The organism is Youngimonas ophiurae (nom. illeg.), assembly GCF_049803795.1.
GTDB lineage: Bacteria > Pseudomonadota > Alphaproteobacteria > Rhodobacterales > Rhodobacteraceae > Thalassobius.
This window is the reverse complement of sequence record NZ_JBNAGJ010000002.1, coordinates 316,543-329,211: the sequence shown is the minus strand read 5'-3', so window position 1 is coordinate 329,211 and position 12,669 is coordinate 316,543. Positions and strand designations below refer to the sequence as shown.

Here is a 12,669-nt window from a genome sequence, read left to right as displayed (position 1 = left end):
ATCAGACCCCTGTGGGCCGCCGCAAATCCAGTGTCATGGGGAACTCGGGGTGCGGCGTTTCGATGGGCGGGATATAGGAACCAGATGTATGCCCGTTTGCCTGGAACCGCGCAAGCCTGCGGGCCTCGGCCTCGTTTCCATTGACCGGGAAGGTATCGTAGTTGCGCCCGCCCGGATGGGCCACATGATAGACGCACCCCCCGATCGAGCGGTTGGACCATGTGTCATAGATGTCGAACGTCAGAGGCGCATTGACCGGCAACACCGGGTGCAGGGCCTCGGCCGGTTGCCAGGCCTTGAACCGCACGCCGCCTACGAACGTGCCCGATTCTTCGGTGGCGGTCAGCGGTACGCGGCGGCCATTACAGGTGACGATATAGCGATCCGGATTGGGGGTTTGCAGTTTGATCTGCAACCGTTCAACCGAGCTGTCGGTATAGCGCACGGTACCGCCGATGGCGCCGGTTTCGCCCAGCACGTGCCAGGGCTCCAGCGCTTGTTTCAGCTCCAGCGTGTTGCCCTCATAGGTGACCGCGCCGCAGAAGGGAAAGCGGAACTCGGCCTGGGCCTTGAACCAGTCGGGGTTCATATCAAACCCGTGATCGCCCAGATCGCGCAGCACATCCAGCAAATCCTGCCACAGGAAATGCGGCAGCATATAGCGGTCATGCAGCACAGTGCCCCAGCGGACGGGTTTGCCCTTGATCGGGGATTTCCACATGCGGGCGATGATGGCGCGGATCAGCAGTTGCTGCGCCAGGGACATTTTGGCATCGGGCGGCATTTCAAACCCGCGGAATTCCACCAGCCCCAGACGCCCGGTGGGCCCGTCGGGGGAATAGAGCTTATCAATGCAGATTTCCGCGCGGTGCGTGTTGCCCGTCACGTCGATCAGCATGTTGCGCAGCAGCCGGTCCACCAGCCACGGCGGAGGCGTTGTGCCCTCGTCTGGGTTGGGAATCTGGCTCAGCGCGATTTCCAGCTCATAGAGCGTATCGTGACGCGCCTCATCTATGCGCGGTGCCTGGCTGGTTGGCCCGATGAACAGCCCCGAGAACAGGTAAGACAGGCACGGGTGTCGCTGCCAATACAAGATGAGCGAGCGCAGCAGGTCGGGCCGCCGCAAGAACGGGCTGTCGGCGGGCGTTTCGCCGCCCACGACAACGTGATTGCCGCCGCCAGTGCCGGTGTGGCGGCCATCAATCATGAATTTGTCGGCACCCAGACGCGATTGACGGGCTTCCTCATAGATGGCCTGCGTGGTGGCGACGCATTCGTCCCAATTGGCGGCGGGATGGATGTTTACCTCGATCACGCCGGGGTCGGGGGCGACGCGGATTACGTTCAGGCGGCTGTCATGCGGGGGGGCGTAGCCCTCGATATGGACGGGCAGGTTCAGCTCGGCGGCGGTGTCCTCGGCGGTGGCCAGAAGGTCCAGGTAATCCTCAAGCGATTCCGTGGGTGGCATGAATACGCACAGCCGCCCGTCGCGCGGTTCCACGGCGATGGCGGTACGCACGGCGCCGCTGGCAGGGTCCACACCCTGCGCGTTGATCTGCTGGTGGGCGTCGTCCTGCGCGGATGTCTCAGCGTGCTGCGTATGTCCGGGCGAGACCTGGGGGATCAGGCGCGCGCGTTCGGCATCTTCGGTGGCGATCCGGTCGATTTCCGCCTGAATTTCTGCCTGAATAGCGCGTTTGCGCGCTGCGCCCTGCGCGTGGAAATCGGGCAGATCGGACACCGGGATCGTGGGATCCGGCGGATAGGTATAAGGGTATTGCGAGGCCGGGATGAACGGCAACGTCCCCAACGGCAGGCGGAACCCCACCGGGCTGTCGCCGGGGATCAGGAACAGGTGGCCGCGCCGGGCCTTCCAGACCTCAGACATCCAGCGGCCGGGGGCGCTGGCGCTTTGCCAGCGTTGCACGGGCAGCACATATCCGGCCGGTTCATCCAGTCCGCGGCTGAACACGCGCGCGAAACGGGCGCGTTCCTCGGGGTCTTTGAGTTTTGAATTTTCGGGCGAGACATTCGGCGGCAGCTGCGCCTCTTTCAGGATCCATTCGCCGGGGTCTTCATAGGCGGGCTGCGCGCAGGCGGGATCAATGCCCAGTTTGGCCGCGAAGGTCTGCATGAAATTGCCCGCGTCCTTGGCGGTGGGGGCCGTGTCAGCCGCTTCGCGGGCAATCAGATCGGGGTTTTTCCAGACGGGTTTGCCATCTTTGCGCCAATAGAGCGAGAAGGTCCAGCGCGGCAGGCTTTCGCCCGGATACCATTTGCCCTGCCCGTAATGCAGGAACCCACCGGGCGCGAAACGGTCGCGCAGGCGGCGTATCAGATCGTCCGCCAGTCCGCGTTTTTGCGGGCCCACGGCGGCGGTGTTCCATTCGTCGCTCTCGAAATCGTCGATGGACACGAACGTGGGCTCGCCGCCCATGGTCAGGCGTGCGTCGCCGCTTTCCAGGCTTTGATCCACCTTTTTCCCCAGTTTCAGCAGATCGTCCCAGGCGTCATCTGAAAACGGTTTGGTGATGCGCGGATGTTCGGCCACGCGCTTCACTGTCATGTCGAAGTTGAAATCGACCTCGGCATAGCTGGCCATGCCCGAGATCGGCGCGGCGTTGCGATAATGCGGGGTGGCGGCCAGCGGGATGTGGCTTTCGCCCGCCAGCAAGCCGCTGGTCGGGTCCAGCCCGATCCAGCCGGCACCGGGGACATAAGCCTCGACCCAGGCGTGCAGATCGGTGAAATCGTGATCCGTTCCCGAGGGGCCGTCCAGCGCCTTCAGGTCCGGTTTCAGTTGGATCAGATAGCCGGAAACAAACCGCGCGGCGATCCCCATGTGACGCAGCACCTGCACCAACAGCCAACTGGAATCGCGGCACGAACCCGAGCCGATTTCCAGCGTCTCGTCCGGGGTTTGCACGCCTGGCTCCATCCGGATCGTGTAATCCACCTGGTTTGAAACCATCTGGTTCAGCATCACCAGCTTATCCACGATCTGAGCCTTATCGCGCGGGATCGCGTCCATGAACGCGTCGAAATGCTGGCCGGTGGGGGCGGGCGCCAGATAGATCGACAGATCCTGCTGCACATCCAGCGGGTAGTCAAAGGGCCAGTGCTCGGCGCTTTCCTCGACGAAGAAATCGAAAGGGTTGTAGACGGACATATCGGCGGTCAGATCGACCTCGATCCTGAATTCGGTGACGGGCTCGGGGAACACGAACCGCGCCAGCCAGTTACCGTAAGGATCCTGCTGGTGGTTCACGAAATGCGGCTGCGGGCCGACCTTGAGCGAATGCGAGATCACCCGTGTGCGCCCATGCGGGGCCGGGCGCAGGCGGATGATCTGCGGGGCCAGGGTGACGGGCCGGTCGTATTTGTAATGGGTCAGGTGATGGATGCTTGCGATAATGGCCATTGCGTGCCTGTCAGTAAGTGCTGCCCTCAGTATGAAACAGCCGGTCGGCCGGGTCCGGAGGAAACGCCCATCGCCGCGTTGGGGATGGGCCCCCCTGTGGTGGGTGCTGAAAAATCAGGCGGTTTCGACCAGCCCGCCGATCTCTTCGATCAGGGCGACGATTTCGTCCACGCCCTTGCCATGACGCAGTGACGCGAAAACAAAGGGCTTGCCCGCGCGCATCCGGGTTGCGTCGCGCTCCATCACGTCCAGCGAGGCACCCACATGGGGGGCCAGATCGGTTTTGTTGATGATCAGAACGTCGGATTTGGTGATGGCGGGGCCGCCCTTGCGGGGGATTTCCTCGCCTGCGGCCACGTCGATCACGTAAAGCGTCAGGTCCGCCAGTTCGGGGCTGAAGGTGGCCGACAGGTTGTCGCCGCCCGATTCAATCAGCACGATTTCCAGATCGGGGTGGCGCTGGCGCATCTCGTCCACGGCCGCCAGATTGATCGAGGCATCCTCGCGGATGGCCGTATGCGGGCAGCCCCCGGTTTCCACGCCGATGATCCGGTCTTGCGGCAGGATTTGCAGGCGCATCAGGGCCTCGGCGTCCTCTTGGGTGTAGATGTCATTGGTGATCGCGCCGATGGAATATTTGCCGGACAGCGCCTTGCACAGATTGGCGGTCAGCGTGGTTTTCCCCGCGCCAACGGGGCCACCGATACCGATACGTAAAGGACCGTGAGGAGAGCTCATGAGCGGAAAAGCCTTGTGTATTGTGTTTCGTGTTTCATCGAGCCGATGTCGGCCAGAATGGTGGTGCCGCCCAGATCGTCCAGCGTCTGGCTGGCGGCTGCGCGGGTGATGTCCTCGCACAGGGGCGACAGGGCGGTGATGATCGCCTGGCCTTCGGTCTGGCCCAGTGGCACCAGCCGGATCGCGGCCGAGGTCAGGTTGGACGCAAAGGCGTGCAGGTACAGCGCGCAGGTTTGCGACAGAGGAATGCCCTGACGGGCGGCGGCGTGGCCCAGGGCAACCGGATAGGTCAGCGCGGGCATATCCGCGCCCCAGATCGCGGCGGTGGTTCGGCAGAAGGCGGCGCCCTGTTGCTGGGTTTCCAGCAGGCGTTCGGCCGAGGGCGCAAAGGCGCGGGCCAGCGCGTCCACCTCATCCAGATCGTCCCCGCGATAGGCGGCGTGCAGCAAGATCGCGTCGTTGCGCCCCGTCCCGTGCCGCAGGATGTCTGTTAACCAAGCCTGAAAACTGGCCGCATCGGTGACATGCCCCGCCTGAATCGCATATTCCAACCCGTGGCTATAGCTGAACGCGCCCACCGGATAGGCCGGCGACAGCCATTGCATGAGGGTCAGGATATGCGTGTCAGTGATCATGGCTGTAGCTGTGCGAATGATCGTGCTCATGCGTGTGCAGGGTCTTGCCGTGCTCGTGCGAATGGGTGCGGCCATGACCATAGGCACCGCCTTCGGGCAGGAAGGGTTCCTGAACTTCCGTCACCGTCGCCCCCAGATGAGACAGCATCGCCATAATCACATGGTCGCGCTGGATCAGCAGGCGCGTGGCCTCGATCTGGCAGGGGGTGTGGCGATTGCCGATATGCCAGGCCAGACGCGGCAGCTGCTGTCCGGTGACTTGCAGCAGCTGTTCCGGCGCGGCCAGCACGCGGATATGGGTGCCATCGGTCAGGGTGAACGCATCGCCCTGGTTCAGGTTCTCGGTGTGCTCCAGATCCACCAGAAAGGCGGTGCCGTCATCCGCCTGCAACCGCTTGCGGCGCAAAAAACGGTCGTCATAGGACAGGGTGACGGTTTTTGCGGCATCGCTGGCGTCCAGATCGCGGGTGAATGTATGAGCAGTGGGCAGGGGCATGGTTTTTCCCAGGTGATTCAAGGTTTGTTAAGCAGATTGCCGGAGGGTGTGAGCACCGCACAAGACCAGAGGCCCAGATGCACGCTTTGACCCTGACCAATGAACTGACGGAAATTCGCGCCCAGATCGCGCGATTGCAGAAACGCGAGGCCGCGCTGCAAGCGAATCTGCGTGAAAACAGCGCGCAAAGCGGCATTCGGCCCGGCTGGCCCATTCAGAGGATGGCACATACGAAGGCTCATGCCGGGCTCAGAACATGAAGTAGCGCTGCGCCATCGGCAGCACCTCGGCGGGCTGACAGGTCAGCAATTCGCCATCCGCGCGGACTTCGTAAGTTTCGGGGTGCACCTCGATCTGCGGGGTGGCGGCGTTTAGTTTCAGATCGGATTTGCCGATGTTGCGGGTGTTCTGGACGGCGACGGTCTGCTTGGCCAGGCCCAGCTTATCCCCGATACTGTCGGCCTGCGCGGCCTCGGATACGAAGACAACGGCCGAATGTTCGACCGACCGGCCATAGGCCCCAAACATGGGCCGCGAATAGACCGGCTGCGGCGTCGGAATCGAGGCATTGGGATCGCCCATCTGCGCACAGACAATCGTGCCGGCCATCAGTACCATTTCCGGCTTTACGCCAAAAAACGCCGGGTTCCACAGCACCAGATCGGCGCGTTTGCCCTCTTCGATCGAGCCGATTTCATGCGCGATGCCATGCGCGATGGCCGGGTTGATGGTGTATTTCGCAATATAGCGGCGGACGCGGAAGTTATCGTTCTCGCCGGTTTCCTCGGGCAGACGTCCGCGCTGTTTCTTCATCTTGTCGGCGGTTTGCCAGGTGCGGATCAGAACCTCGCCGACGCGGCCCATGGCCTGACTGTCGGACGCGATGATCGAGAACGCGCCCATATCGTGCAGGATGTCCTCGGCGGCGATGGTTTCGCGGCGGATACGCGATTCGGCAAAGGCCACGTCCTCGGGGATGGATTTGTCCAGATGGTGACAGACCATCAACATGTCCAGGTGTTCATCCACGGTATTCACGGTGAAGGGGCGCGTGGGATTGGTGGACGAGGGCAGAACGTGTTCCTCGCCGCAGATCTTGATGATGTCGGGGGCATGGCCGCCGCCCGCGCCCTCGGTGTGGAAGGCGTGAATGGTGCGGCCCTTCATGGCGGCGACGGTGTGTTCCACGAACCCGGATTCGTTCAGCGTGTCGGTGTGGATCATCACCTGCACATCCATCGCGTCGGCCACACCCAGGCAGCAATCAATCGCGGCGGGGGTGGTGCCCCAATCCTCGTGCAGCTTCAGCGCGCAGGCGCCGCCCTTGATCTGTTCCTCCAGCGCGGCGGGCAGGCTGGCGTTGCCCTTGCCCGCAAAGGCCAGGTTCATCGGGAAAGCGTCCGCCGATTGCAGCATCCGCCCGATATGCCACGGCCCTGGGGTGCAGGTGGTGGCCAGCGTACCATGCGCCGGCCCGGTGCCGCCGCCCAGCATGGTGGTCAGGCCCGAGTGCAGCGCGTCCTCGATCTGTTGCGGGCAGATATAGTGGATATGGCTGTCAAAACCGCCCGCCGTCAGGATCTTGCCCTCGCCCGCGATGGCCTCGGTGCCGGGGCCGACGATGATGTCGACGCCGGGCTGCGTGTCGGGGTTGCCCGCCTTGCCGATCTTGTGGATGCGGCCGTTTTTCAGACCCACGTCGGCCTTGTAGATGCCGGTGTGATCGACGATCAGAGCGTTGGTGATCACCGTATCCACGGCGCCCTCGGCCCGCGTGGTTTGGGCCTGTCCCATGCCGTCGCGGATCACCTTGCCACCGCCGAATTTGACCTCTTCGCCATAGAGAGGCGCGTTGCCGCCCATGCCGTTGGCGCGCTCGGCCAGAAGGTCGCGTTCGACCTCGATGATCAGATCGGTATCGGCCAGGCGCAGCTTGTCGCCCACGGTGGGGCCGTACATGGCGGCATAGTCAGAACGAGAGATTTTGGCGGGCATTGCGAGATCCTTCGGACGTTATCGGACAGGCGCTTACAGCGCGCCCATGACCTTTTGATTGAAACCATAGACGGTGCGCCCCCCCGAGATCGGGATCAGCGTCACCTCGCGGCGTTGACCGGGTTCGAAGCGCACGGCGGTGCCGGCGGCGATGTCCAGGCGCAGACCGCGGGCGGCTTCGCGGTCGAACTCCAGCGCGGGGTTGGTTTCATAGAAATGGTAGTGCGAGCCGACCTGCACGGGCCGGTCGCCGGTATTGGCCACCATCAGGGTGATGGGCTCGCTGCCCGCGTTCAGGGTCAGCTCGCCAGCCGCGGGGAACAGCTCGCCGGGGATCATTTGCGGCCCCAGGCGATCAGGGCAATCAGGCCAATGGCGATCGAGCTGGCGATCAGCGGCAGCCAGCTGCTGTCATCGGCATGTGGGTGCAGATGCATCCCGTCATGCGCCAGGGCGGGGGCGGCGATCAGGGCGGTCAGGGCGGCGGTGGTCAGAGTCTTCATGGGGCTGTCCTTTTAGCGAATGGGGTTGTGGACGGTGACCAGCTTGGTGCCGTCGGGAAAGGTGGCTTCGACTTGCACTTCGTGGATCATCTCGGGGATGCCCTCCATGCAGTGATCGCGGGTGATGACCTGGGCCCCGGCCATCATCAGATCGGCCACGCTGCGCCCGTCGCGCGCGCCTTCGACCACGGCGTCGGTGATCAGGGCGATGGCCTCGGGGTGGTTCAGTTTCACGCCGCGGGCCAGGCGTTTGCGGGCGACCTCGGCCGCCATCGCGATCAGCAGTTTGTCTTTTTCGCGGGGGGTTAGTTGCATGTCAGATCATCCAGGTTCGAGGAAGGTTGGCACCGTTCAGATGGGTCAGAACGGGGATCAGAGACTGGCGCAGAACAAAGCCGTCAGAGGCCAGAATGCGGGCGAACAGCAGGCCGGGACGGATCAGAGACACGCCGCCGGTGTCCGGCATCAGATCGCGCAGGGGGGGCAGATGAGCCTCGGCCTCGGGGGCGGCAAAGAGGACCGAGGCCATGGCTCCGGCATCGTTCAGCATGGCGGTGCCTGGCAGATCGGCCAGCGTATCGGAGTCCAGCCGCAGCGTATCGGCAAAGATCAGGTCATCGTCGCGGCGGATGCGAATTCGGTCGCGCAGATGGGTGTTGGTCAGGGTCTCGCCCATCGCGCTGCGCCCCAGGATCAGCGATTCGACAGCCAACAGGCGGGAATCGGCGGTCATTTCAACGGTCAGCGTCCGGTCCAGCGCGCCGTGATCGAACAGGATGGTTTCCTGCGGCAGCCAGTCCAGCCGCGCGCCGGGCGCGATGGTCAGTCGGTTTTCGACATGGCCGATTTCGCCGGGTTGCGCGCGATAGATTCGCTCGGCGGCCTGGGTGGTCAGGCACAGATGCGATTCTGTCCCGGCCCGCGCCCGGAATTTCAGCCGGTCACCGCCGGTTATCCCCCCGGCGGTGTTCAGGAAAACGCCGGTCAGGCGATCACGGCTGCCATGCGGGAACAAGGTCTTCAGACAGCCTGACGTGCGGAAATCCGACAGGGCCGAGCCCCCGTCCCGCGCCTTGGAAGACACCAGCGCCTGACCCACCGCGCGAGGCTGGTGCAGCATGTCTGCCTTGGGTGATATGTCCGCCAGAATTTGAATCATCCCCTCCGTCAATCGCCTGAAACGAGTCGCACAGAGAGGCAGCACATGAAAGATGGATGCTCAAAAAGCGGGCTTATCGCGTCAAATCACGCCTAATTTGCACCATTAATAGGCAATTGCGGCTTGTGTGGATTAATAATTGTGCAGAGAGGCGGAATGGAAAGGTGACTCTTGGTCAGGTATTTGCCGAACGCAGATCTTCGTGACTTTGCTATGCCTGCCCAGGGCGCAAAAGCCGCCAGGGCGTGTGGACGACCGATCAAGACGTGAAAATCAGAAGCGGCCGCCACACTTGTGCAACAAAAACAATGTTGCGGGGGTCAGGTAAGGTTTCGGCCTGCCTGATGCAAGGATGAAACCTGCGTCCCCGCCTCGGAGGATGACCATGAACTTTATCAAAGCCACTCTGGCGGGGGCGCTGTCGCTAAGCCTGACCGCCCCGGCCTTTGCTGCCGAAGACACCATTAAGGTTGGCGTGCTGCATTCGCTGTCGGGCACCATGGCCATTTCGGAGACCACTCTGAAAGACACCATGCTGATGCTGATCGACGAGCAAAACGCCAAGGGCGGCGTTCTGGGCAAGAAACTGGAAGCCGTCGTTGTTGACCCGGCCTCCGACTGGCCGCTGTTCGCTGAAAAAGCCCGCGAGCTGCTGACCGTGCAGGACGTGGACGTGATGTTCGGCTGCTGGACCTCGGTGTCGCGTAAATCGGTTCTGCCGGTGATCGAAGAGCTGAACGGCCTGCTGTTCTACCCGGTCCAGTACGAAGGCGAAGAATCCTCGAAAAACGTGTTCTACACCGGCGCGGCCCCGAACCAGCAGGCGATCCCCGCCACGGATTATTTCCTGGATGAACTGGGCGTCGAGAAATTCGCGCTGCTGGGCACCGACTATGTGTACCCGCGGACCACTAACAATATTCTGGAATCCTATCTGAAGAGTAAAGGCATTGCCGAAGAGGACATCTTCGTCAACTACACCCCCTTCGGTCATTCGGACTGGTCGAAAATCGTGGCTGACGTTGTGGCCCTGGGCGCAGACGGTAAGAAAGTCGGCGTGATCAGCACCATCAATGGTGACGCCAACATCGGTTTCTACAAAGAGTTGGCCGCTGCCGGCGTGTCGGCTGACGACATCCCCGTCGTTGCCTTCTCGGTTGGCGAAGAAGAGCTGGCCGGCCTGGACACCTCGAACCTGGTGGGCCACCTGGCGGCCTGGAACTACTTCCAGTCGGCTGAATCGGAAATCAACGACGAATTCGTCGCCGCATGGAAAGCCCGCATGGGTGAAGAGCGCGTCACCAACGACCCGATGGAAGCGCACGTGATCGGCTTCAACATGTACATCAAGGCGCTGGAAGCCGCCGGCACCACTGATGTGGACGCCGTCCGCGAAGCCATGTACGGCCTGGAAGTTCCGAACCTGACCGGCGGCACCGCCGTGATGCTGCCGAACCACCACCTGGCCAAGCCGGTTCTGATCGGTGAAATTCAGGAAGACGGCCAGTTCGACATCATCAGCCAGACCACCGAAGTTCCCGGCGACGCCTGGACCGACTTCCTGCCGGAATCGGCTGTGCTGAAGTCCGATTGGAAAGGTCTGGGCTGCGGTATGTACAACACCGAAACCGAAACCTGCGTTCAGATCAAATCCAACTACTGATCTGTCTCTGTGACTGCCGAAGGGGGCGGGCGCGCCCCCTTCATTCCCCAAACACGACCCTTACATTCGCGGATCTCCTGGTATGCGGCACCTTCTCTCTCTCTTGCTCGCACTGGTGATGCTTGCCCTGCCGATGCAGGCCGCCGCCGGTCCGGTGCAGGATCTTCTGCAACAATATCGCAGCGTGATCGAGAAAAGCTCGCGCAAGACCATCCAGCCCGCGATTGATGCCCTGGCCAGCAGTGGCCTGCCTCAGGCGCAGACCGTTCTGGAAACCTGGCAAGCCAAAAACATGTGGCAACGCAAGGCAGACGGGCTGTTCTTTGTCGGAGAGAAGCTGCCCTCGAAAGACTACCGGCTGACGGATTTCGAAACCGGACAGGTTGTCGGCGAATACCCCAAGAAACAGTTGAAACAGCTGAAGCCAAACAGCGGCATCCGCGCGCTGATCGGCACCGCGCTGGTGCAGTTCCAGCTGTCTGACCCCGATCCGGCGCGGCGTTGGGATGCGGTGATCTCGATCGAGCGCGACCCCGCGCCCGAGCATCTGACCCCGCTGCGCAAGGCCATCGCCAACGAGCCCGACCCCGAATTGCAGGCCAAGAAACGCCGTCTGGAGCGCCTGCTGACCATCGCTTACGACACGGAACTGTCCAACCGGATCGTCGCAATCAACGCATTTGATACCGATCTGGGCGTGGACGTCCGCGCCACGCTGAACCCGCTGCTAACGACGAAACGCATGGCCTTTGCGGGCACGGTTGACGACACGCTGAATATCGCCACCGTGCTTCAGCCGGGCAGCGATGCCCTGCCGCAGCCCGAGGCCTATGAGCTGCTGGTCTCAGCCGGATTGGCCCCCGCCCTGATTGCCCCCGGCGAAGTGCGCGCCGCCCTAGCCGCCAATATTATCGAGGGGCAGGTCGGTGGAATCCCCGTGGCGCAGCTGAACACACAGGCCGCCCGCACCCGCGCCTACACCGCCCTGGCCGCAGCTGGCACTGTCCCGCCCGCGCCGACGGCGGCGGATGTTCAGGCTGCGCTGGCCGCGCACAGCTTTGCCGATGTCTATGACGAACCGGCCAAGGCCATTACCAATGCCGCCTCCGAGGCCCTGAAATCCATTGAATTGCGCGTCGGCATGAACCAGGCGCTGGATCTGGGGCTGGACGCGCTGTCGCTGGCCTCGATCTACTTCCTGGCTGCCATTGGCCTGGCGATTACCTTTGGCGTGATGGGCGTGATCAACATGGCCCATGGCGAATTCATCATGATGGGCGCCTACACCGGCTATGTGGTGCAGCAGATCATCCCCGATTACACCGTGTCCATCATCGTCGCGATCCCGCTGGCCTTTGCCGTGACCTTCGCCGCCGGTGTCGCAATGGAGCGCCTGGTGATCCGCTGGCTCTATAACCGTCCGCTGGAAACCCTGCTGGCCACCTTCGGCATCTCCATCGCGTTGCAACAGATCGCCAAGAATATCTTCGGCACGCAGGCCCGCCCGCTGACCTCACCTGCCTGGCTGGATGGCGCCTGGGTGATGAATGATGTGGTCTCCATCAGCTATATCCGCATTGCGATCTTCGTGCTGGCGCTGATCTTCCTGGGCGTGTTCCTGTTCATCATGAAACGCACCCGCCTGGGCCTGGAAACCCGCGCCGTCACGCAAAACCCGCGGATGGCTTCCAGCATGGGCATTAACAAAGACCGCGTGAACATGCTCACCTTCGGTCTCGGCTCGGGCATCGCGGGCATCGCGGGCGTCGCCATTGGCCTCTTCGCCAAGGTCACCTCGGAACTGGGCAGCGATTACATCGTCCAAAGCTTCATGACAGTGGTCGTCGGCGGTGTCGGCAACATCTGGGGCACCTTGGCCGGTGCCGCGATGATCGGCTTCCTGCAAAAAGGGATCGAGTGGCTGAACCCCTCCAATACCCTGGCCGCCCAAACCTACATGATCATCTTTATCATCATCTTCATCCAGTTCCGTCCCCGAGGCATCATCGCCCTCAAGGGTCGCGCAGCAGGAGACTGACATGCACCACTGCGCTTCTTT

12 protein-coding genes are annotated in these 12,669 nt (G+C 62.6%); 3 read left to right on the top strand and 9 right to left on the bottom strand.

Going from position 1 to position 12,669, the window contains the following annotated elements; translation table 11 throughout:
- Position 1: 1 nt before the first annotated feature.
- The 4 genes from ACP15O_RS06070 to ureE form a co-directional block, all read right to left on the bottom strand.
- Entirely contained in the window at positions 2-3,421 is a 3,420-nt protein-coding gene (locus ACP15O_RS06070; protein ID WP_425095151.1) for a transglutaminase family protein, read from the bottom strand.
- A gap of 114 nt (positions 3,422-3,535) precedes the next feature.
- The gene (ureG, locus tag ACP15O_RS06065; protein ID WP_425095150.1) at positions 3,536-4,159 is read right to left on the bottom strand and encodes an urease accessory protein UreG; all 624 of its coding nucleotides are present in this window, start codon (positions 4,157-4,159) and stop codon (positions 3,536-3,538) included.
- Entirely contained in the window at positions 4,156-4,824 is a 669-nt protein-coding gene (locus ACP15O_RS06060) for an urease accessory protein UreF (protein WP_425095149.1), read from the bottom strand. The genes ureG and ACP15O_RS06060 overlap by 4 nt, the downstream gene beginning before the upstream one ends.
- On the bottom strand, positions 4,784-5,290 hold the full coding sequence (gene ureE / locus ACP15O_RS06055) for an urease accessory protein UreE (protein ID WP_425095148.1): 507 nt from the start codon (positions 5,288-5,290) through the stop codon (positions 4,784-4,786). The genes ACP15O_RS06060 and ureE overlap by 41 nt, the downstream gene beginning before the upstream one ends.
- Before the next feature lie 77 nt (positions 5,291-5,367).
- Here ureE and ACP15O_RS06050 point away from each other — a divergent pair, with 77 nt between their 5' ends.
- Positions 5,368-5,550: a hypothetical protein gene (locus ACP15O_RS06050; protein WP_425095147.1), complete on the top strand. Its 183-nt coding sequence runs from the start codon at positions 5,368-5,370 to the stop codon at positions 5,548-5,550.
- Here the strand turns inward: ACP15O_RS06050 and ureC are convergent.
- Genes ureC through ACP15O_RS06025 form a run of 5 tightly spaced genes read right to left on the bottom strand, consistent with a single transcriptional unit; the run spans position 5,540 to position 8,947 of the window.
- Positions 5,540-7,285, bottom strand: a complete 1,746-nt coding sequence (ureC, locus tag ACP15O_RS06045) for an urease subunit alpha (protein WP_425095146.1) — start codon at positions 7,283-7,285, stop codon at positions 5,540-5,542. The genes ACP15O_RS06050 and ureC overlap by 11 nt on opposite strands.
- A gap of 33 nt (positions 7,286-7,318) precedes the next feature.
- Positions 7,319-7,624: an urease subunit beta gene (locus ACP15O_RS06040; protein WP_425095145.1), complete on the bottom strand. Its 306-nt coding sequence runs from the start codon at positions 7,622-7,624 to the stop codon at positions 7,319-7,321.
- Positions 7,621-7,788, bottom strand: coding sequence for a peptidase M23 (locus ACP15O_RS06035; RefSeq protein WP_425095144.1), 168 nt, complete (start codon positions 7,786-7,788; stop codon positions 7,621-7,623). Before ACP15O_RS06035 ends, ACP15O_RS06040 begins: the two co-directional genes overlap by 4 nt.
- A gap of 12 nt (positions 7,789-7,800) precedes the next feature.
- Positions 7,801-8,103, bottom strand: a complete 303-nt coding sequence (locus tag ACP15O_RS06030; RefSeq protein WP_425095143.1) for an urease subunit gamma — start codon at positions 8,101-8,103, stop codon at positions 7,801-7,803.
- Position 8,104: 1 nt separating this feature from the next.
- Positions 8,105-8,947 carry an urease accessory protein UreD gene (locus tag ACP15O_RS06025; RefSeq protein ID WP_425095142.1) on the bottom strand — a complete coding sequence of 281 codons (843 nt, stop codon included), beginning with the start codon at positions 8,945-8,947 and terminating at the stop codon, positions 8,105-8,107.
- Between the two features lie 385 nt (positions 8,948-9,332).
- Between ACP15O_RS06025 and urtA the strand changes: the two genes are divergently transcribed.
- Together urtA and urtB are read left to right on the top strand one after the other, a co-directional pair.
- Complete coding sequence (gene urtA / locus ACP15O_RS06020; protein ID WP_425095141.1) at positions 9,333-10,610, top strand: urea ABC transporter substrate-binding protein; 1,278 nt, start codon at positions 9,333-9,335, stop codon at positions 10,608-10,610.
- Between the two features lie 82 nt (positions 10,611-10,692).
- Positions 10,693-12,648: an urea ABC transporter permease subunit UrtB gene (gene urtB, locus ACP15O_RS06015; protein WP_425095140.1), complete on the top strand. Its 1,956-nt coding sequence runs from the start codon at positions 10,693-10,695 to the stop codon at positions 12,646-12,648.
- Positions 12,649-12,669 lie beyond the last annotated feature (21 nt).